Source organism: Micromonospora sp. LOL_025 (assembly GCF_048060285.1).
Taxonomy (GTDB): Bacteria; Actinomycetota; Actinomycetes; order Mycobacteriales; family Micromonosporaceae; genus Micromonospora.
Genome location: NZ_JBHMIR010000009.1, coordinates 83,375 through 103,772 on the forward strand (window position 1 = coordinate 83,375; position 20,398 = coordinate 103,772).

The 20,398-nt window shown below is 73.9% G+C and carries 19 protein-coding genes and 1 pseudogene; 12 read left to right on the plus strand and 8 right to left on the minus strand.

Annotation, left to right across the window (positions count from 1 at the left end; translation table 11 throughout):
- The first annotated feature begins 118 nt into the window (after positions 1–118).
- The 4 genes from ACFHW0_RS14480 to ACFHW0_RS14495 all read left to right on the plus strand — a co-directional run bounded on the left by ACFHW0_RS14480 (position 119) and on the right by ACFHW0_RS14495 (position 5,273).
- Positions 119–1,651, plus strand: coding sequence for a hypothetical protein (locus ACFHW0_RS14480; protein WP_416607830.1), 1,533 nt, complete (start codon positions 119–121; stop codon positions 1,649–1,651).
- Between the two features lie 172 nt (positions 1,652–1,823).
- Complete coding sequence (locus tag ACFHW0_RS14485; protein WP_416607832.1) at positions 1,824–4,031, plus strand: tachylectin-related carbohydrate-binding protein; 2,208 nt, start codon at positions 1,824–1,826, stop codon at positions 4,029–4,031.
- Between the two features lie 173 nt (positions 4,032–4,204).
- Positions 4,205–4,963 (plus strand): MerR family transcriptional regulator, encoded by a 759-nt coding sequence (locus tag ACFHW0_RS14490; RefSeq protein ID WP_416607834.1) that lies wholly within the window; start codon positions 4,205–4,207, stop codon positions 4,961–4,963.
- Positions 4,964–4,988: 25 nt separating this feature from the next.
- Positions 4,989–5,273: a putative quinol monooxygenase gene (locus ACFHW0_RS14495; RefSeq protein WP_416607836.1), complete on the plus strand. Its 285-nt coding sequence runs from the start codon at positions 4,989–4,991 to the stop codon at positions 5,271–5,273.
- A 104-nt stretch (positions 5,274–5,377) separates the two neighbouring features.
- Here ACFHW0_RS14495 and ACFHW0_RS14500 read toward each other — a convergent pair whose 3' ends face one another.
- Positions 5,378–6,919 carry a gluconokinase gene (locus ACFHW0_RS14500; RefSeq protein ID WP_416607837.1) on the minus strand — a complete coding sequence of 514 codons (1,542 nt, stop codon included), beginning with the start codon at positions 6,917–6,919 and terminating at the stop codon, positions 5,378–5,380.
- 172 nt (positions 6,920–7,091) lie between these two features.
- Here ACFHW0_RS14500 and ACFHW0_RS14505 point away from each other — a divergent pair, with 172 nt between their 5' ends.
- Positions 7,092–9,470, plus strand: a complete 2,379-nt coding sequence (locus ACFHW0_RS14505) for an acylase (protein WP_416607839.1) — start codon at positions 7,092–7,094, stop codon at positions 9,468–9,470.
- A 576-nt stretch (positions 9,471–10,046) separates the two neighbouring features.
- Complete coding sequence (locus tag ACFHW0_RS14510) at positions 10,047–11,189, plus strand: hypothetical protein (protein WP_416607841.1); 1,143 nt, start codon at positions 10,047–10,049, stop codon at positions 11,187–11,189.
- Positions 11,190–11,348: 159 nt separating this feature from the next.
- On the opposite strand, the gene ACFHW0_RS14515 is transcribed toward ACFHW0_RS14510, so the two are convergent.
- On the minus strand, positions 11,349–11,906 hold the full coding sequence (locus ACFHW0_RS14515; RefSeq protein ID WP_416607842.1) for a hypothetical protein: 558 nt from the start codon (positions 11,904–11,906) through the stop codon (positions 11,349–11,351).
- A gap of 116 nt (positions 11,907–12,022) precedes the next feature.
- Between ACFHW0_RS14515 and yidD the strand changes: the two genes are divergently transcribed.
- A complete protein-coding gene (yidD, locus tag ACFHW0_RS14520) occupies positions 12,023–12,451 on the plus strand; it encodes a membrane protein insertion efficiency factor YidD (protein ID WP_416607844.1) in 429 nt (142 codons plus the stop codon).
- A 91-nt stretch (positions 12,452–12,542) separates the two neighbouring features.
- Positions 12,543–13,031, plus strand: a complete 489-nt coding sequence (locus ACFHW0_RS14525; protein ID WP_416607845.1) for a hypothetical protein — start codon at positions 12,543–12,545, stop codon at positions 13,029–13,031.
- A gap of 80 nt (positions 13,032–13,111) precedes the next feature.
- Here the strand turns inward: ACFHW0_RS14525 and ACFHW0_RS14530 are convergent, their stop codons facing one another.
- The 5 genes and pseudogenes from ACFHW0_RS14530 to ACFHW0_RS14550 all read right to left on the minus strand — a co-directional run bounded on the left by ACFHW0_RS14530 (position 13,112) and on the right by ACFHW0_RS14550 (position 15,746).
- Complete coding sequence (locus ACFHW0_RS14530; RefSeq protein ID WP_416607847.1) at positions 13,112–13,564, minus strand: SitI3 family protein; 453 nt, start codon at positions 13,562–13,564, stop codon at positions 13,112–13,114.
- Positions 13,565–13,578: 14 nt separating this feature from the next.
- The gene (locus ACFHW0_RS14535; protein WP_416608141.1) at positions 13,579–13,977 is read right to left on the minus strand and encodes a hypothetical protein; all 399 of its coding nucleotides are present in this window, start codon (positions 13,975–13,977) and stop codon (positions 13,579–13,581) included.
- A 219-nt stretch (positions 13,978–14,196) separates the two neighbouring features.
- A pseudogene (locus ACFHW0_RS14540) lies at positions 14,197–14,697 on the minus strand (DUF6244 family protein); the annotation flags it as partial.
- A gap of 55 nt (positions 14,698–14,752) precedes the next feature.
- Positions 14,753–15,220 carry a VOC family protein gene (locus ACFHW0_RS14545; RefSeq protein ID WP_416607849.1) on the minus strand — a complete coding sequence of 156 codons (468 nt, stop codon included), beginning with the start codon at positions 15,218–15,220 and terminating at the stop codon, positions 14,753–14,755.
- 82 nt (positions 15,221–15,302) lie between these two features.
- A complete protein-coding gene (locus tag ACFHW0_RS14550; RefSeq protein ID WP_416607851.1) occupies positions 15,303–15,746 on the minus strand; it encodes a MarR family winged helix-turn-helix transcriptional regulator in 444 nt (147 codons plus the stop codon).
- 79 nt (positions 15,747–15,825) lie between these two features.
- Here ACFHW0_RS14550 and ACFHW0_RS14555 point away from each other — a divergent pair, with 79 nt between their 5' ends.
- Both ACFHW0_RS14555 and ACFHW0_RS14560 read left to right on the plus strand, forming a co-directional pair.
- Positions 15,826–17,055, plus strand: coding sequence for a multidrug effflux MFS transporter (locus tag ACFHW0_RS14555; RefSeq protein WP_416607852.1), 1,230 nt, complete (start codon positions 15,826–15,828; stop codon positions 17,053–17,055).
- Positions 17,056–17,095: 40 nt separating this feature from the next.
- On the plus strand, positions 17,096–18,301 hold the full coding sequence (locus tag ACFHW0_RS14560; RefSeq protein ID WP_416607854.1) for an aminoglycoside phosphotransferase family protein: 1,206 nt from the start codon (positions 17,096–17,098) through the stop codon (positions 18,299–18,301).
- Between the two features lie 24 nt (positions 18,302–18,325).
- On the opposite strand, the gene ACFHW0_RS14565 is transcribed toward ACFHW0_RS14560, so the two are convergent.
- Positions 18,326–19,336, minus strand: coding sequence for a hypothetical protein (locus ACFHW0_RS14565; RefSeq protein WP_416607855.1), 1,011 nt, complete (start codon positions 19,334–19,336; stop codon positions 18,326–18,328).
- A gap of 387 nt (positions 19,337–19,723) precedes the next feature.
- Here ACFHW0_RS14565 and ACFHW0_RS14570 point away from each other — a divergent pair, with 387 nt between their 5' ends.
- Both ACFHW0_RS14570 and ACFHW0_RS14575 read left to right on the plus strand, forming a co-directional pair.
- Positions 19,724–20,077 (plus strand): type II toxin-antitoxin system RelE/ParE family toxin, encoded by a 354-nt coding sequence (locus tag ACFHW0_RS14570; protein WP_358115694.1) that lies wholly within the window; start codon positions 19,724–19,726, stop codon positions 20,075–20,077.
- Positions 20,074–20,373, plus strand: a complete 300-nt coding sequence (locus ACFHW0_RS14575; protein ID WP_416607858.1) for a helix-turn-helix domain-containing protein — start codon at positions 20,074–20,076, stop codon at positions 20,371–20,373. Before ACFHW0_RS14570 ends, ACFHW0_RS14575 begins: the two co-directional genes overlap by 4 nt.
- The last annotated feature ends 25 nt before the right edge of the window (positions 20,374–20,398 follow it).

Below are 20,398 nucleotides of genomic sequence, written 5' to 3' on the forward strand. Positions count from 1 at the left end.
CGCCAACCGCCCGTCGCCACCACCCGGCCGACCCCTCGCCGCCCCGCGCCGGTTCACTCGCGAGGCCGGGGCGAGCGGCGCGGCCACCAGCCGCCGCCGGCCGTGCGGGCAGGTCGGCGTGAGCACGCTGCGCGCGCTGGCCCGGGCCCAGGCGCTCGCCGCCGGGGTGGCCCAGCCGGTGGCCACCGTCCGGCACCTGCACCTGGCCGAGCGACCGCTGGTGCTGGTGCCGCTGGCGATGGCCGGCGAGGCCAACGCGCCGCTGGCGGCGCTGGTCGGCGACGCCCCGGACGCGGCGCGGCTGCTGATCGTGCCGCAGCCCCGTAACCGCGACCAGCGGTTCGCGTTCGCCGCCGAGCTGGCCGGGATCGTGCTGCCGTACCTGGACGGGTTCCGGGGCGTCTCCGAGGCGGTGCCGGTCGACCGGGGCCGGGACGTGCGCTACCGCCACGTCGACGCTCCGCAGCTGCTGGTGCCGAACCCCGCCGGGATCACCTTCCTGCGGCTGCTCGGCCGCTCCACCCGCTTCCGCCGCCCCGACGGGGAGTATCCGGTGCAACCGTCGGTGCCGGTGCTCGGGCGCTGGCTGACGTTCTTCGCCGAGCGGGCCGAGCACCCCGGCTCGTCGGCGCTGGTGGCGATGACCGACGCGCTGGCCCTGCACTGGGCCACCGGGCAGAGCGTGGTCGAGGACCTGCACCTGCCGGCGCTGCTCGGCTGGATCGACCCGCCCGCCGGGCTCACCGGCGCCGAGGCGGCGGCCCGGGCCGAGGACCCGGCGATCTGCCCGCCCGCCGGCCCGGCCACCGACCCGGACTTCGACAACCGGTGGCTCGCCCCGGCCATCGCCGCGTACACCGACGCCGAGGACGACCCGGTCGCGCGCGCCGGGGCGTACGCGGAGCTGGAACGACTGCTGCGCGACCAGCTCGCGCCCACCTGGGAGCTGATGTGGCGCGGCGTGGGGCTGCTGCGCGGCCTGCCCCCGGGCGCCCGGGTGGCCGGCCGGTGGGACGGCGACAAGGACGTTTTCACCGGCTACGCCGAACACGTCGACGCGGGCGGCGCGCCGCAACCCCGCCGGGACGGGGCGGTCGCCGCCGCCCAGCGGCTGCACCGGCTGGAACGGGCCCTGACCTCCTACGCGGTGCAGCGCGCCTACGACGACCCGCTGGTGATGGCGGAGCACCGGCTGACCGGTGAGGCGTTCGTCGGCGAGGTGACCCTGGCGGACCCGAAGCGGGTGGACGACACCGGCAAGCGGCCGGTGCTGCGCCCCCGGATCCAGCTGGTCACCACCGAGCCGGTGCTCGTGCCGGTCGGCGCGACGCTGTACTCGCCGGCCCGGCCGGCACAGAAGGCCCGGGTGGTCTTCGTCACCCCGGCGGCGGACGGCAAGACCGAGGTGGTGCTGGAGCTCTCCGGGGGGATGGGCCGGGGCCTGACCGCGCCGCCGGGCAGCGTGCCCGAGGTGGGGGAGCGGCTCTGCTACACCACCCTGTCGGACGCGTTCATGCCGGCGGGGGCGTTCCCAGCGGTCGACGAGACGCCCTGGACGCACGGCGGACCGCCGGTCGCCGCCGTCCCGGCGGACGACGCCGGACCGGCCGGCTCGGGGCGGGACGGCGACCCGATGGAGGAGTGGTCCTGAAGGCCCGTCGACGCTGACGCACCGCCCCGGATACTGGCCGATTCAATGCCATATGTCCCTGGTGGAGGCTTTGCGAGTGGGGCCCCCGGGTCATGTACGCGGCTCGATAGCATGCGCGCGATCCGAGCCGCCTGTTCGGCCCGGATGACACCTAGAGACACGGGGGACCACTTTGTCATCTCGTCGCGTACGCCGATGGGGCGCCGCCCTGCTGGGCGCCACCCTCGCGGCCGGACTGTTGGGCGGGGGCTCCGCCTCGGCCATCGCCGCCGCCGATCCGGTCCCGGACGGCAGCTACCTCTTCAACGCCAAGATCACCTTCGGTGACGTCCGCGCCTGCTCCGGCGCGCTCATCGACCCGAACTGGTTGGTGACGGCGAAGTCCTGCTTTGCCGACGGCACCAATCCGACCGTCACCGGCGCGCCCGCCCGGGCGACCACCGCGCTCGTCGGCCGCACGGACCTCACGACCACGTCCGGAGTGCACCGCCGCGTCACCCACGTCGTGCCCCACCCGGGCCGCAACCTCGCACTGGCGCGGCTCTCCGCCCCGGCCACCGGCGTGCCCACGGTCGCGCTCGCCACCACCGCGCCGACCGCCGCCGAGACCCTACGGGTCACCGGCTACGGCCGCACCGCCACGGAGTGGGTGCCCAACCGGCTGCACCAGGGATCCTTCACCGTCCAGGACGTGACCGGCGGATCCGTCGGGCTGGTCGGCGCGTCGGCCGGCGCCACCCTCTGCAAGGGCGACGCCGGCGGCCCGGCGTTCCGCGATGACGCCGGCACCGTCGAGTTGGTCGCCGTCGCTGCCACGTCCTGGCAGAAGGGCTGCCTGGGCGAAACCGAGACCCGCGACGGCGCCACCGCCAGCCGCGTGGACGACCTCGGCCCCTGGGTCCGTGAGCAGGTCGCCGACGTGCAGATCTTCGGTGTCCTCGCCAGCGGACAGCTCACCTACAGCGTCATCGACTCCGCCACCGGCGACCTGCGGGCCAACCGGCAGTCGACCGCAACCCTCGGCTTCACGCCCAAGGCGATGGCGACGCTCAACGAGAACACGATCCTGATCAGCGACACCGGTGGCACCCTGTACCGGGTGGACGTCACCGGACACGACCCGCTGACCTTCACCACGACGAGCATCGCCGCCGGGTGGTCGCCGCACGACCGGCTGGCCTACGACGGCTACGGCTCCCTCTACTACATCAACGGGAGCACCAACCACCTCTACCGGCGCACGATCACCAGCGCCAAGCCGACCGGGGCGGATCTCACCCGGGCGACGGCGGTCTCCTCCGGCTTCGGCCAGAAGACCATCACCTCGCCGGCCCCCGGACGGATCCTCGGCACGGTCTCCGACGGCCGGCTGCTCTCCTACCGCGTCTACGGGGACGGCCCGGGTGGGTGGACCGTCAGCACGCTGGCCACCACGGGCTGGGCTGCCCCGACGCACCTCGTCTCGCCCGGCGGCGGCTTCTACTACGCCCGCAGCTCCACCGGCCGGCTGGACCGCTACCGCGACGCGAACCCCGTAGACGGCAGCGGCACCGATATCCAGAGCTTCCCCACCGACCCGGTCAGTACCTCCGGCTGGAACCAGGTGCTGCTCTCCGCCCGCCCCTGGGCCGGGCTCGTCTCGGTCTTCGGCGCCAAGCCCGACGGCCGCCTGTCGTACACCGCGCTCGATCCGGTGACCGGGGCGAAGAAGGTCAGCACCGTCTCGGCGCAGACCCTCGGCTTCACCCCGAAGGCGATGGCCACCCTCAATTCGGACACCATCGTGATGACCGGCACCAACGCGCACCTCTACCGGGTGGACGTCACCAGCCACGAGCCGCTGGCCTTCACCGTGTCGGCGCCGATCGCCACCAGCGGGTGGACCCATGACCGGCTGGTCCACGACGGCAACGGCGGCCTCTTCGGCACGGCCAACGGCTTCCTGCGCCGCTACAAGGTGACCAAGGCCAAGCCGGGGCCGGGCGACTTCCCCAGCTGGCCGGTGTACGACGGCAACGGCGATCCGGCCACCGGGTTCAGCCTGCCCACGCTGGGCGCCACCGGCAAGAACCGGCTCATCGCCACGGCCGGCAGCATCCTGGTGGCGTACGACGTCGACGCCAACGACGTGTGGCACCGGCAGGACCTGGTCACCACCGGCTGGAGCAACATGACCTCGATCTTCTCCCCCGGCGGAGGCCACTACTACCGGCGGGACGCCAACGGCGTGGTCACCGGCTACCTGGACGCCAGCCCCTTGAACGGCAGCGGCACCGACGTGACCGCCTACGCGCCGACGGGCCCCGCCAGCACCGGGTGGGACCCGATCCTGTCGGCCGTGCCCTACGACGCGTGGCCGGACAGCACCCGCCGTTGGTGAGGCGCTGACGATCTGACGTGATGACCGTGTGGGCCGCCCGGAGACCGGGCGGCCCACCGCGTTCGGGCGGTACCGACCGAACGCCGGCCAACCGCGTGGCGTGGGTCTCAGAATCGGGCTTGACCCTCACGTAACGGCAGGCGGGAGCCTGGTTGGCGGAAGGGAGGGAAACCATGGCATACACGGTGGGGCAGGTGGCGAAGGCGGCCGGCGTGACCGTGCGGACGCTGCACCACTACGACGAGATCGGACTGCTCTCGCCCGGCGGGCGCAGCGGCGCGGGCTACCGGCGCTACGACGACGCCGACCTGGAGCGGTTGCAGCACATCCGCTACTACCGGGAGCTGGGGTTCCCGCTGGAGGAGATCGCCGCGATCCTCGACGACCCGGCGAGCGACCCGGCGGCGCACCTGCGCCGCCAGCACGAGCTGCTGACCGTACGGATCGGGCGGCTCCAGGAGATGGTCGCGGCGATCGAGTTCGCGATGGAGGCGAGCAGGTTGAACATCGGACTCACCCCGCAGGAGCGGTTCGAGGTCTTCGGCGACTTCGACCCGGACGCGCACGCCGAGGAGGCCGAGCGGCGCTGGGGCGGCAGCGAGGCGTACCGGGAGTCGAACCGGCGCGTGTCGCGTTACACGAAGGACGACTGGCTGCGGAACAGGGCGGAGAACGAGGACTGGGGGCGGCGGTTGGCCGAGGTGATGTCCTCCGGCGCGCCGGCGGACAGCCCGGCGGCGATGGACCTGGCCGAGGAGCACCGGCAGCTGATCAGCCGCTGGTTCTACGAGTGCTCGTACGAGATCCACACCGGACTGGCCGACATGTACGTGGCGGACGAGCGGTTCACCGCGTACTTCGAGAGGATCAGGCCGGGGATGGCCGCGTACCTGGGCGAGGCCATCCACGCCAACGCCATCACCCGCGCCTGAGGCGCGCCGCCCCCGGAGGTCAGCAGTGCTCATCGTCGCCGGCAGTCTCTACGTCGACCCGGACCAGCGGGACGCCTACCTGGCCGACTGCGTGGCGGTCGTCCGGCAGGCGCGGTCCGCGCCGGGCTGCGTCGACTTCGCGATCGGCGCGGACCTCGTCGAGCCGGGCCGGATCAACGTGTACGAGCGCTGGGAGTCCGAGGAGCAACTGCTCGACTTCCGGGGCGCCGGCCCCGCCGAGGAGCAGGCGGTGGCGATCCGCGGCGCGGAGGTGCACCGCTACCTCATCTCCGGGGTCGAGGCCCCCTGACGGGCCCCGCCGGGCGGCACGCCGGCCGGCGGGCCCCGGGGGCACCGGTGCCGGCGATGCCCGAGCCGGTGTCGGCGCCGCGCGCCAACCGTCCGGGCGGCGCCCTACCGCGTCGGTGGTGCCGGTGTCGGCGGCAGGCCCGGGGCGAGGCGGCGCAGCGAGGTGAACGTGGGGATCAGCGCGTCGTAGAGCCCGGCGAAGAGCGGCAGCAGGGCGGCGTACGTGGCGGCGGCGGCCGGATCCGGGCGTGCCGTCTCCTCGATGCGCACCAGGTGGGCGGCGACGTCGATGGAGGGGATCAGCCCAAGCGCCTCCATGCCGAGCAGCGCCGCGCCGAAGCCGGAGCCCTCCCGCGTGACGGGGAAGTGCACCGGCACGCCGAGCACGTCGGCCAGCATCTGCCGCCACAGCGGGCTGCGCGCGAAGCCGCCGCTGGCGCGGATCTCCCGGACCTCGTTGCCGGCGGCCCGCACCGAGGCCAGCACCAGCGCCAACTGCTGGCAGACGCCCTCCAGCGCGGCCCGCACCAGGTGCGCCCGGCGGTGCCCGTTGGTCAGCCCCACGTACGCGCCGCGCGGCAGCGCGCTCCAGTGCGGGGCGCGCTCGCTGAGCAGGTACGGCAGCATGATCAGACCGCCGGAGCCGACCGGCGCCCGGGCGGCCTGCGCCAGCAGCTCCTCCTCGGCGTCCTCACCCAGTTCGGGAGCGAGCGCCTCGCCGGTCCACTCCAGCACGACGCCGCCGTTGTTGATCGCCCCGCCGACCACCCAGCGGTGCTCGGTCAGCGCGTAGCAGAAGACCCCGCCGAGCGGGTCGACGCCGGGGTCTTCCACCATCACCCGCATCGCGCCGCTGGTGCCGATCGTGCAGGCCATCACGCCCGGGGCGACCGCCCCGAGCCCGAGGTTGGCCAGCGGACCGTCCCCGGCGCCGACGACCACCTTCGTGTCCCGGGGCAGGCCCGTCGCCGCGGCGGCCTCGGCGGTGAGGCCGGGCAGCACGGTGGTGGTGGGGACCAGCTCCGGCAACTGCTCGGCGGTGATCCCGGCGATCCCGAGCGCCTCCTCGTCCCAGGAGAGCTGGCGCAGGTCCATCAGCCCGGTGGCGGAGGCGACCGAGTGGTCGGTCACCAGTGCGTCGCACAGCCGCAGCAGCACCCAGTCCTTGATGCCCACCCAGTACGCCACCCGCCCGAACAGCACCGGCTCCTGCTCGGCGAACCAGAGCAGCTTGGGCAGCGGCGCCATCGGGTGGACCGGGGTGCCGGTGCGGCGGTGCAGCGCCAGCCCGGACGGGACCGCGCGCAGCCGCTCGGCCTGCCGGCTGGCCCGCGAGTCGGCCCAGGTGACCGACGGGGTGAGCGGGTGACCGTCCGGGTCCAGGCCGATCAGGCTGTGCATCGCCGTGCCGAAGGAGAGCCCGGCGACCGGCCGGTCCAGCTCCGCCACGACCGTGCGCACCGACTCCAGCACCGCCGCGTGGATGTGCCGCGCGTCCTGCTCCGCGTAGCCGGGGTGCGGCTCGTCGAGCGGGTAGCCGACCGAGTGGTGGGCGAGCTGGGCACCGTCCACGTCGTACGCGACCGCCTTGGTGCTGGTGGTGCCGATGTCGACGCCGATCACCACCGGGCGGAGCGGTTCGCCCACCGGTCCCACCCCCTCGTCGACCCCGGGTGCCGCCGACGTTACCCAGCGTCCGGGTGGTCCGTAGGGGGAACAACCCGGTTTCCCGGTCGGGTCTTCCTCGGCACGCCCGCGCCCGGCGAGAATGCCGGTCGTGTGAACTTCTCACACGTCCACCGGACGGGAGGAAGTCCCGATGAGGCCAAGGCCGCTCTGCGCACTGGTCACCGCCCTCGCCACGGTCGCCACCACCGCGGTCGCCGGCGTTCCGCCGGCCGCCGCGCGGCACCGTGACGGCGGCTACTCGGCGGAGATCCGCCGGGCGTCGTACGGCGTCCCGCACATCACCGCCCGCACCTTCGCCAGCCTCGGCTTCGGCGTCGGCCACGTCCAGGCCGAGGACAACATCTGCGTCATCGCGGAGAAGGTCGTCACGGTCAACGCCGAACGGTCCCGCTACTTCGGAGCGGCGGGCCCGACGGACGCGAACGTCCGCAGCGACCTGTTCCACCGCAAGGCGATCGACGACGGCACGGCGGAGCGGCTGCTGCGCGGGCCCCGCGACGGCGTGCACTCCCCGTCCGACGAGGTCCGGGACCAGATCCGCGGCTTCGTCGCCGGTTACAACAACTATCTGCGCCGCACCGGCGCGGCGAACCTCACCGACCCGGCCTGCCGGGGCAAGCCGTGGGTGCGTCCCCTGACCGAGCTGGACATGTGGCGCGCGAGCTGGGCCAGCATGGTCCGGGCCGGCTCGCGGGCGGTGCTCGACGGGATCGTCGCCGCCGTCCCGCCCACGGCCACCGGCCCGGCCGCCGCCCTCGACGCGCCGGGCGCCGCGGCGGTCCTCGCCGCCCGCGACGGTGCGCCCGCCGGAGTCGGCAGCAACGCGTACGGGCTGGGCGCGCGGGCCACCACGCACGGCGGCGGGATGGTGCTGGCCAACCCGCACTTCCCGTGGGAGGGCGCGGAACGCTTCTACCGGATGCACCTGAAGGTCCCGGGCCGCTACGACGTGGCGGGCGCGGCGCTGGTCGGCGACCCGATCATCGAGATCGGGCACAACCGCACGCTCGCCTGGAGCCACACCGTCTCCACCGCCCGGCGCTTCGTCTGGCACCGGCTCGCGCTGGTCCCCGGCGACCCCACCTCTTACTACGTGGACGGCCGGGCCCGGAAGATGACCACCCGCACGGTCACCGTCCGGGTGCCCGCCCCGGGTGGCGGCACCGTGCCGGTCAGCCGCACCTTCCACGACACCCACTTCGGTCCGGTGGTCGTCGTCCCCGGCACCTTCGACTGGACCACCACCGCCGCGTACGCGATCACCGACGTCAACGCGACAAACAACCGGGCCTTCGACGGCTGGCTCCAGATGGGCCGGGCGAAGACGGTCCGCGAGCTGAAGCAGGTCCTCGACCGGCACCAGTTCCTGCCCTGGGTGAACGTGATCGCCGCCGACGCCCGTGGCGAGGCGCTCTACGCCGACCACTCGGTGGTGCCCCGGGTCACCGACGAGCTGGCGGCCGCCTGCATCCCCGCGCCGTTCCAGCCGCTCTACGCCTCCAGCGGCCAGGCCGTCCTCGACGGCTCCCGGTCGGCCTGTGCGCTGGGCCGCGACCGCGACGCTGCGGTGCCCGGCATCCTCGGTCCGGCCAACCTGCCGATCCGGTTCCGCGCCGACTACGTGACCAACTCCAACGACAGCCACTGGCTGGCCAACCCGGAGGCGCCGCTGGAGGGCTACCCGCGCATCATCGGCAACGAGCGCAGGGAGCGCAGCCTGCGTACCCGACTGGGCGTGGAGCAGGTGCGGGAGCGGCTCGCCGGCACCGACGGGCTGCCCGGGCGCGGCTACACCACGTCCCGGCTCTGGCAGACGGTCTTCGGCAACCGCGCGTACGGCGGCGAACTGCTCCGCGACGACCTGGTGGCGCTGTGCGCCGCGCACCCCACCGCGACCGCTTCGGACGGGACGACCGTCGACCTGCGCGGGGCGTGCGCGGCGCTGAAGGGCTGGGACCTGCGCGTCGACCTGGACAGCCGGGGCGCGCACCTGTTCACCGAGTTCGCCCTGTCGGGCGGCATCCGGTTCGCCGACGCCTTCGACGCCGCCGACCCGGTGCGTACCCCGAGCCGGCTGAACACCGCCGACCCGCGCGTGCTCACCGCGCTCGCCGACGCGGTCCGCAAGCTCGCCGGCATTCCGCTCGACGCGCGGCTGGGCGACATCCAGACCGAGCCGCGCGGCGACCGGCGCATCCCGATCCACGGCGGACGCGCCGAGGCCGGCGTGTTCAACATGATCGTCAGTCCGCTGGCGCCCGGCGTGGGCTACCCGAAGGTGGTGCACGGCTCGTCCTTCGTGATGGCCGTCGAGCTGGGCCGCGACGGGCCCTCGGGGCGGCAGATCCTCACCTACTCCCAGTCGGCCAACCCGAACTCACCCTGGTACGGCGACCAGACCCGGCTCTACTCGGGCAAGGGCTGGGACACCATCAAGTACACGGAGGCGCAGATCAAGGCCGACCCGAACCTGCGCACCTACTGGGTGGGAGAGGGCCGCCGCCACTGACCCGCCGTCCCGTCGCGCCTGTCCGTCGCGCCCGTCCGGTCACCGCGACCGGGCGGGCGCGACCGCGTTCACGGGTGCGCGGTCCGGGGTGGTGCGCTTCGGGGTGCGGGGCCTGGGGTGGTTGCGGGACGGTGGGTGCCTGCGGCGCGTTGGGTGGCTGGGCTGCGTCGGGGTGGTTGCGGTTCGTCGTGGTGGGGGTGTGGCCCGCCGTACCCGGCTCCGGGCGGTCAGGCTTGATCCCTGCGCCGGGCACGGCGGGCCACACCCCGTCGGTGCCCACTCTCGCGTCCGCGCGCCGGCCACCTTGCAGATCTTGGCGAGAAACGGCCCCTCCAAAGGCCCTTCGGTACCAAGATCTCCACCGGTACCCGGCGGGCCGGGTTGCTGCTGTCCGGTGCGGTGGGCGCGCCGTCGGACACGCCCGACTGATGCGAAACGACTCGGCGAAATCCACCTATCGTCCGTTTTCGCCCGTCGTTCGGGTATTTTGCCCGTTGCGGCGTGTCCCCGCCGGCCGTTGTCACAGTTGACAGCTGTGACACCCCGGTTGGTGGCCTGCGCGGCGAAGGAGTCGGCGTGGCAAGGACTGATTCGACGGGTTCCACGTGGCGGTACCGGTGGGTGCACCGGCAGAACGAACGGCGGCGGCGGGAGTTCCGCAGCGCCGACAGGGCATGGCGACGACGCGACGACGAACTGCGCCGCCTGCGTACCCTCGCCGAGCAGTTCCAGGGCTCGGCCGCGGCGGGCGCCGGCCTGGCCCTGGAGCTCGCGCCCGACGAGGTGGTGTTCTGGGTGCTGCCGGCCGCGCAGCTGGTGGAGGTGCGACACACCACCGTGCTGCCCGCGCCCGACCTGACGGTCGCTCCGGTGGCCGCGCCGCCGCGCCCCCGCCGGCCGGACGGCGTCCGGGTCGCCGACGCCGGCATGGCGGTGATCACCAACCGCCGGCTCGTGCTGCTCGGCGGTCGCGGCCGGCGCGACTGGGCGTACGGGAAGATGACCGGCCTCGCCCACGACCCGCACGCGCCGGTCACCCTCATGCAGGTGCTGGACCGGCGGCGCACCTCCGGCCTGATGCTCCCGGCCGACGTCGCCGCCGACTTCCGGTTCAAGCTGACCCTGGCCTTCGCCGACGCCATCGAGCAGCGCGGCGCGGTGCTCGACCAGCTCGACGAGGCGATCGCCGAGCACGCGCAGCTCAAGCCGTTCCGGCCGCTGATCGCCACCCCGGCGCAGGCCCAGCCCTTCGCGTTCGTGCCCGGCGGCCGGCGCACCGTGGCCGTCGCCGCCGGCATCGCCCTGCTGGTGCCGGCCGCGCTGCTGGACACCGACCCCGCCGATCCGACCGGCTCCGAGGCCGCCGTCGCCGCCACCCTCGCGCCGGACGCCGCCGTCCCGCCGGTCGCCCTGCCGGCCGCCCCGGTGAAGGCGTCGCCGGCCGCGTCGAAGCCGCGACGCACCGCCTCGCCCTCGCCGACACCCGCCCGCGAGCGGCTCTGCGGCGCCCCCGCCAACCCGATGGGGTACGACTTCTGCGGCGGCGACCGCATCCGCCGGCCGGCGGTCGAGATCTGCGACTGGTTCGACTGCGCGCCCGAGTTCTGGGCCGGTCGGGGCTACCTGGTGCAGTGCCGCGACGGCGCGGTCAGCCTCACCGGCGGGCGACGCGACGCCTGCGCCGCGCACGACGGGGTGCGCCGCACGGTCTGGCGCTGATCGTCCGCCCTGCCCCGACCCGGATGTCCCGCCCGGCGGGGCTCCGGGCGCCCAGCGGGGCGGTGGCCCGGCGGTGTGGCCGCCGGGCGGCCCAGTGGTGCGGTGGCCTGGTGGCCTGGCGGCCTGGCGGTGCGGTGGCCCGGTGGTGCGGGCGGGTGCTCAGCGGAGGCGTTGCAGGGGGAGCAGGCCGGCGAGGATCAGCGCGGCGGCCAGCGGCAGCAGGTCCAGGTTCACGGCGATCCCCAGGAAGCCGAGCAGGACCGGCACGGGCACCCACGGCGGCAGCAGTCGGGGCCGGGTGGTCCCTGCCTGCGCCAGCAGGACGAGGATGCCGACCTGGAACAGCAGCGGCCCCAGCGCCATGGCCGGGTCGGGCAGCGGCGCGGCGTCGGCGAGGCCGGGGAAGAGGTCGCCGAGGATGACCCATACGAAGGCGGCCACCCCGACCAGGCCCAGCGCGGTCGCGGCCTCGGTGAGCACCCGTCGCCGCGGCGCGGTGGCGAGCAACCGCCGGCGTAGGCCGACGACCAGCGCGCCGAAGAGCAGGATCCCGACGAGGAAGAAGGTGTGGCCGACGTTCCAGGCCCAGCCGTCGCCCCGGTCGCCGTCGAGGCCGTCGACCAGGCGGAGCAGGCCGTAGAGCAGCAGGAGCGCCGGGCCGCCGACGGCGGCCGCAGGCACGATTCTCGCTGACGTCCGCGCATCGGTGTCGGTCATCCGTCCAGCATCGTCGCGTGACGGACCGTGCTCCATCCGGGACTTCCCGTACCGGCCCCCGACCTGAGCACCCCGAGCGCCGGCCGAAAATTCGTGGGTGGTGCGGCCGGCGCATCATGTTCCCTGTGATCAACCTGAGGGGCGACCGGCGTCGCAAGAAGAAGAAGGACTGGTTCGACAACTGCGACGCGTGCAACTGCAACATGCCCAGCTGCGACGTGCCCTGCTGCGACCTGGGGCTCTTCTCCTTCCTGCTCACCCTCGGCGCGCTGTTCGCCCGGCTCGTGGCGCCCGGCCGGGCGTCGACCGCTGCCGCCGGGCGGGCACCGCTGGTGGACCGGGCCGGGCGGGCCGCGATCCTGGGCTACCGGCGCTGGCTGTCGCACCGCTGGCCCGGGCAGTGCCGCTTCACCCCGACGTGCAGCGCGTACGGGCTGGCCGCCGTGGAGCGGTACGGGCTGGCCGTCGGCGGGCGGATGGCCGCCGACCGGGTGCGCCGCTGCCGGTCCGACGTGCCGCGCGGCACCCACGACCCGGTGCGCTGACCGGCACCCGCCTTCCTGTGCACTGCCCGTCGGGCTGCCCTGACCTGCGTGGATGCCTCATCAGCGCCCCGGAATCGGTCATGATGGCAGCATGGAGATCCGCTCCGACGACGGCGCCCGGGTGAGGATCCGGCCCGTGGGCTACCAGCCCGGGGTCGAGCCGCCGGACGACCCGGACGAGGCGGCGGACTGGGACGACTGGCTGCTCGTCGAGACGGACGCCCGCACCGCCGACGGGCAGGCCTGGTCGCACCTCGAACCCTGCCTGACGGTGGCCGAGGCGTACGTGCTGGCGGGCTGGCTGCGGCAGCAGGCCGAGACGACCGGCGACCCGGCGGAGCCCTCGGCGGTGGCCCGCTTCACCGAGCCGAACCTGGCCTTCCGCACCCGGGTGCTGCGGCGCCGCCGGCTGGCGCTGACCGTCGAGTTCGCGTACGAGTCCCTGCCGCCGTGGATGCGGCGGCAGCCGCCGGGCGCGGTCTACCCGCTGACGCTCACCGTCTCCGCCGACGCTCTCTCCGTGGCCGCGGAGCAGTGGGCGCGGGAGACCGACGCGTACCCCCGCCGGGTCGCCTCCTGACTGCCGCAGACCCGGCCGGGAGCCTGCACGGTGCTGCCGGCGGTGGTGTGCGGGCCCTTTCCCGCCGCCGGTTGCGGCGGCTACGGCTGGGCGATCTGATCGTCCGCCGCATAGTGGCTCCACCACGTCGGACGGTGTTTGCGCAAGTTCCCCGCGACGCGGGTCAGCAGCAGCAGGTCGTGGTTGAACAACAAGACCGCGTCCTCGGTCCGTTCGTTCAGGACCCGGGCAGTGGTCGCCAGCACGTTGGGGATCCCCCTGTCGACCAGGACGTCCTTGCGCATGTAGAAGCCGATGTCGACGTACGTTTCCGGCTCCCACACCCACAGCGAACCATCGTCGTCTTCGGCTTCGTAGTAACCGTGGCGGCCCCCCGTGATGTCAACGACGAATCCACATTCCTCGTTGAGTGCGGAGGTGAGCATGCGATTGCCGGACGCGGTGCGCGTCTCGACGGCGTTCGGTGCGGCGAGTAGGGCCATCTCGTCGAGAGCGATCTCGCCTGCCAGCATCAACTGGAACTCAACAGCCATCCGCAGTCACTCCCTCAGTTCCGCCGCACGATCTGCACGATCACACCGCTCCGCTGCACCGCCACGAGTTCCTCCAGTCTGGGCACGGGCCAGTCGTCGAACTGCTTCTGAAGGGCGGCGAGGTCCCCGGTCCAGTCCTCCAGGTTGAGCACCACGCGTTGAGTCTGCCCCTTCTCGACCTTCTCCGAGACCGCGGCCCAGACGCCGCGGACCGTCTTCGGGGGAGTCGGAGAGTAACAGTCGAACACGTGGCCTTCGATCAGGTAATCCGGAGTCTTGTCCGGATCTCCCGTGTCGCCGGCGCTGAGCCGGCCTGCTGCGATCTCCAACTTGGTGGGGTTCTGGTGGATCCGATAACCCCGGTCGGCGATCGTCTCGGCGCACTCGTTCTCCAGTTCCAGTGCACGTCGCACCTCGTCATCCGACTTCGGGGGAATCCTGGTCGGTGCTCCCGTCGGCGATCCCCCGACGGCGCCGCTGGGTCTTCTGTCCCAGAACAGAGTCGAACCGAGGCCGGTGCAGGCGGCGTCACCGGTAGCCGCTGGCGACGGGGGATCGATGGCGGCAGACACGGGACTTGCCGGTGTGGGTCCACCAACCGCGATCATTTTCCCGGCTGCCCCGAGTTGTCGTGCCTCGGCGATCGCCGACTCGACGATCTGCCGGGCGGTGTTGGTGCGCTGCGCCACTGGTAGCAGGACCTGCCTGACACTCTCCAGAGCGTGTATCAGTGGCCCGGGCTGCCCGCCTTGCAGGATCGCGGCGGCGGTCTGCTGCGCCACTCCGATGCAGGCGATAGCCTCGCTCGCCGCGTCACGAGCCCGGTCAACCGCTCTCATCACGGTTTGCAGTACGGCAGCCGCTTCCTCGGGCGTGGCCCCGGCGGGCAGGGCTGCGGTGGCTTCCGCCGCCGCAGTGAGCGAGTCGAAGAAATCTGCCAGGGCACCGTGGAGTTCCGCGATCCTGTCGCGTACGCGGGCGGTGCCTGCCGCCACGGCGGTGAAGCCGCCACCCGCGGCCCGCAGGCCGACTTCCTGCGCCCTCCAATCGGCGGCAGTTGCCAGCCCTCGCGCTCGCTCGACGCCTGCCGACAGCGCGCGTAGTTCGCCGTTGATCTCATCTACGTGCGGCATGCGGGCGGTGCCCTCCGATCCGAAGGCGGTCGAGTCGCGGGGCGACGACCTTGTCTCACTCCGTGTCCCTGTCGCCTTCCACGTGCTCTGCGCGCCGGTCGAAGTCGGGGACGGTGAGCGCGCCGTCGGGGCCGAGTGGGAAGCCCGGGTTCCAGGCGATCTCCCAGACGTGCCCGTCGGGGTCGGCGAAGCAGCCGGCGTAGCCGCCGTAGAAGGTCTCGCGCGCCGGTGCGGTCACCCGCGCCCCGGCGTCGGCCGCCGCCGTCAGCAGGTCGTCGACCTCGCCCCGGGAGCGGACGTTCTGCGCCAGCGTCATCCCGCCGAACCCGTCCGCACCCCGGTCGGGCACGCCCGCGTCGGCGGCCAGCTTCTCCCGGCCCCACAGCACCAGCGCCAGGCCGCCGGCCTGGAAGAAGACGGTCTCCTCGACCTCCTGGCCGCGCCAGCCGAGCCGCTCGTAGAAGGCGCGCGCCCGGGCCACGTCGGCGACGCCCAGCGTCACGAGGCTGATCCGCTGCTCCATCACCCGACGACCTCCACGCGCGAGCCGCACCGTCCACCGTCACCGTAGCGCCGACGCCTCGGGCCGGCCCGGCTCCGGTGGCTCAGGTGCGGCCCGTCATCCGGTCGGCGAGGCGGCGCAGCGCCGGGGCGGCGGCGAGCAGCGCCTCACGGTCCGGGCCGTCGAGCTCGGCCAGGGCGGCGTCGAGCAGGTCGCGCCGGTGCCGCCCGTACGCGGCCATCCGCTCCCGGGCCGCGTCGGTCAGCTCCAGCCGGGCGGTGCGCCGGTCGGCCGGGTCCCGCTCCCGGCGCAGCAGGCCGGCGGCGGTCAGCTCGCCGACGAGGGTGCTGATCGTGTTCGGGGCGGTGCCCAGCCGCTCGGCGGCCTCGCGGACGCCGGTTCCCGGCCGCCGCTGCACCAGCCGCAGCACCTCCACCTGGGCGTCCGGCAGGGCGGTGCGGCCGGCCCGCTGGGTGGCCGCGCGGCGCAGCACCCGGTGCAGGTCGCCGAGCGCGCCGGCGAACTGGTCGACCGTCTCGTCCGTCACAGTCGGGCCCTCCGTCGGTGCAATAGCTCTGTAGTCAGAGCTACCTTAACCGGGCCGAGCCGTCAGTGAGGGGACCGCCATGCCGCACGCCACCGCACCGCCCGTCCGCCCGGACGAGCGGGTCGCCGCGCCCAGCGGGCGGGCCGCCGTCGTGCTGCTGGCGCTGCTCGGCACGCTCACCGCGTTCGGGCCGCTCTCCCTGGACACCTACCTGCCGGCGTTCCCGGAGATGACCCGCGACCTGTCCGCCAGCCAGGCGCGGATCCAGCTCTCGCTCACCACCTGCCTGATCGGCATGGCCCTCGGTCAACTCGTCACCGGCCCGCTCAGCGACCGCTTCGGGCGGCGCCGGCCCGTGCTGGTGGGCGTCGCCGCGTACACCCTGCTGTCGCTGGTCTGCGCGGTCGTGCCGTCGGCCGAGACCCTGGCCGCCGCGCGGCTCGCGCAGGGCTTCGCCGGCGGCATGGGCGTGGTGGTCGCCCGCGCCGTCGTCCGCGACCTCTACTCCGGCCGCGAGGCCGCGAAGTACTTCTCCCGCCTCACCCTGGTCTTCGGCATTGCCCCGATGGCCGCGCCCGCCCTCGGCAGCCTGGTGCTGCGCTTCGGCGACTGGCGTACCGTCTTCGTCGCCCTCGCGGTGATCGGCGTGCTGCTCGCCGCCGCCGTGGCGTGGCGGCTGCCGGAGACGCTGCCCGCCGCGCGGCGCAGCACCGGCGGCCTCGCCGCCACGGCCGCCGCCGGCCGCTCGCTCTTCACCGACCGGATCTTCCTCGGGTACGCGCTGGCGCAGGGCCTCGCCTTCGCCGCGCTGTTCGCCTACATCTCCGGGTCGTCCTTCGTCTTCCAGGACGTCTTCGGCGTCTCGGCCGGCGCGTTCAGCCTCATCTTCGGCGTCAACGCGCTCGCCCTGGTCGCCGCCGGCCAGCTCAACGCCCGCCTGCTGGACCGCTTCGAGCCCCGCACGCTGCTGGTGCGCCCCCTGGGCGTGGGCCTGGTGGCCGCCGCCGTCCTGCTCGTGGGCGCGCTCCTCGGCAGCCTGCCGCTGGTGGCGGTGGCGCTCTTCGTCTTCGTCGGCTCGCTCGGCATGGTGATGCCGAACGGCACCGCGCTCGCCCTGGACCGGCACCCCGCCCACGCCGGAACGGCCGCCGCGCTGCTCGGCACCATCCAGTCGCTGGTGGGAGCGATGGCCGCGCCGCTGGTCGGACTCGGCGGCGAGGGCAGCGCCGTCCCGATGGCCGTGGTGGTCGCGGGGGCGGCGGTCGCCTCCCTCGCCGTCGTCGGCACCCTCGCCCGGACCCGCCGTTAACCCCTCGCCGAGGTCCGGCGGCCGGCGGTAGCGTGCCGGCGTGCCCCGAACCGTGACCCTCGTCCTGGTCGATGCCGCCGGCGCCCCGCTGGGCGCCCTGCCGCCGTTCGACGTCCCGTCGCCCTGGTGGCAGGAGGTCGGCCCCGTCGTGGCCGAGGCCCGCCGGCGGTACGGCGTCGAGGTGGCCGTGCTCCGCCTGCTGACCGGTGACGCTCCGGAGCCGATGGGCGGCGCGGTCACGTACCTCGGACAGGTCGACGCGCCCCCCGCCACGCCGCTCGTACCGACTCGGGTCGCATTGTCGACGGATCCGCTGCGCGCTTCGTACGCCGAGCCCGGCGGACCGGCGCGCAGCCTCGCGTGGGCGACGGCCCAGTTGCGGCGGCTCGGCCGCCCGGCGGAGGCCGTCGCCCAGCAGCGCACCTGGAACCTCTCGGCGGTCTGGCGGCTCGACGGCCCGGGCGGGACGGCCTGGCTGAAGCAGGTGCCGGTGTTCTTCCGGCACGAGGCCGCGGTGCTGCGCTGGCTCGGCCGGGCCGCGCCCGGGAAGACGTCGACGCTGCTCGCCGACGACGGCGACGGCCGGATGCTCATCGAGCACGTGCCCGGCGAGGACCGCTACGGCGCGCCCGTCGAGGAGCGGCTGGCGATGGCCGCCGACTTCCACCCGGTGCAGCTGCGGTCCGTCCCGGACGCGGCGGAGCTGGTCGCGGCGGGCGTGCCCGACCTGCGCGCCCACGCCCTGCCAGCCTGGATCCGCGACCGGCTGGCGGGCTACGACACCTCCTCCGTGGCGTCGCTGCTGGCGGGGCTGGAGGCGCGGCTGGACGAGGTGCGCGGGTGCGGGCTGCCGGCGACGCTGGTGCACGGGGACCTGCACCCCGGCAACGTACGCGCCGACGCCGGCCGGCACGTGGTCATCGACTGGGGCGACGCGTTCGTCGGGCACCCGGCGTTCGACGCGCTGCGACTGGCGGAAGGGCTGCCGGACGACGCCGCCGCCCCGGTGCTCTCCGAGTGGTGTGCGCGGTGGCGGGCCGACGTGCCGGGGTGCGAGCCGGAGCGGGCCCTGGAGTTGCTGCGGCCGGTCGCGGCGCTGCGGATGGCGGCCGTGTACGCGATGTTCCTCGACGGGATCGAGGCGAGCGAGCGGGTCTACCACGCGACCGACGTCGACACCTACCTCGAGCGGGCGCTGGCGCAACTCGGGCCGGCGACCTCCGGCGACGGGTACGCCCTCAGGTAGGCCCCATCGCCGGGCGGGCGTGGGTTACGCGGGTTCGTACAGACACACCTGCTGTTCGCCCTTGGTCACCTTGGGCGCGCGGCCGCGGTAGCCGATGGCGCCCTCGCCCACCCGCTGGTACGTGCCCACGAAGGCGTCGCCGGGGCCGGTGAACGCGACAGTTCCGCTGTTGCCGCGCTTGTCCCGCCAACTGGCCCTGGTCAGCGGCAACGAGTCGGCGCCGACCGCGAAGGCGGTCTCGTTCGAGCGGTGCCAGCCGCCGCCCCACCCCTCCTCCGTCTGAAAGCGGCGCCTCGCCACTGCGGCGTCGGGGTGATCGGCCCGCCACCGCCCGGTCAGCTTGCCCCGGATCTCACACGGAAGCTCCGCGCCAGCCGGTCGGCACCAGCCGTAGAAGGCGTCCAGCTCGGAGGTGAGGGTGACCGCGTACTCCGCGCCGGAGGCGTCCGCCCAGGCGAGGTCGGCCAGCAGGCTCTGCTCGCCCCGGTCCACGTACACGGTGATGTCCGGGCCGGGCTGCCACCGGCGGCCCCTGGCCGGCAGGAGTCGGGTCGAGTACCGGAGCGCCGGCTCCTCGGCCTCGCGCTGGTCTATGGCCCGCGCGGACCGGCCCCGGTCGAACACCGCGTCGAGGGTGATCCGGTTGAGCCGGAGCGTGCTGCGGGCGTCGATGGCAGTGGCGAGCCGGAGCTTGTTGGCGCCCGGCCGCAACCAGCCGGCGGGTACGACGAAGTCCATCTGCTGGAAGAGGTCGCCGCCGCCCGGGATGCGCCAGCCGTGCACCAGGCACCGGTCGTTGACGGTGATGTCGAGCGGCGCGAACCCGGGGGCACCGCCCAACCTGGACACGAGCGCCACGATCCCCAGGGTGGCCTCCCCGCCGGCGTCCGCCGCCGCAACGTCGAACGTCAGCTCCACGCAACCGTCGGCGTCGAGCGTGAGATGCCCCCCGGTCGCGGTGCCGCGGTCGACGCGCAGGACGGCGTTCGCGGTCACCGCCGATCTTCCGGCGAAGGTCACATAGGTCGGTTGCATCGCGCGATGCTATCCGCCGCGCGCAGGGGCAGCGCTCACCCCGGGTTGGCGCCCTCGCCATCCCGCCGGGCCAGCGTGGCGCCCACGCCAGCCTGCTGCTGCGGATGGCGACGGAAAAGGGGCGGCCTTTGCCACGGCCGGCAGCTCCTGCACCACCCGCTGGTCTCCGACGGGTTCACGGCGCTTTGGGAACGAGGGCGGATGACCTGACCGCCGAGGCGGTGGTGATCCGACCACGCTTCCGTCCGCTCTTCACCGACGAGGAGTTGGCCATCGCCAGCAATCGGGTGGTGGACGCCTCCGCACAGGCATCCTGAAGAGCAGTTCGTAAGGACATGCGGGGCGCAATGCCCAGGGGAGTTATCACGGTGCCATAGCATCGATGCTATGGCCTGGGGTAGCGTGGAGCTGGAACCAGAGATTCGAGACTGGCTGGAGGGGCTGCCAAGCGCAGACTTCGCGCGAGCGGCGTTCTATATCGACCTACTTGGGAGTAGGGGAGTTCTCCTCGGCGAGCCGCACTCCCGGCAGCTCGACGGCAAGCTGCGAGAGCTGCGCTTCTACCTGGAGCGCGATGCGGTCCGGGTGACGTACTGGATAGCCTCCGATCGACGGATCATCCTGCTGACCGTGTTCCGTAAGACGCGTATGCGGGAGGACCGGGAGGTGGAACGAGCCCGCCGGGCGTTCGAGCGATGCGTGGCGGAGCGGCACACGGTGAACAAGGGGGCGGAGCGATGAGTGATCGCGTCGACTGGAACGACCTGCGTGACCGCCGGATGGCGGAGCCCGGAGCCGCCGAGGCGTACGAGGCGACGCGCATCGCCTTCGAGCTCGGTCAGGAGGTGCGGCATCTGCGGGAGCGATACGGCTGGAGCCAGAGCGAGTTGGCGAGGTCTGCCGGTATGACGCAGTCCGCCGTTGCCCGGTTCGAGGCGGGCGGCACAGTGCCGACCCTGCCGGTCCTGGAGCGTCTCGCACGGGCGCTCAACATGAAACTGGACGTCAGGTTCGCTCCGAACGCCGACGCCGCCTGAGCACTCCCTCCCGAGGCGCGGTTTT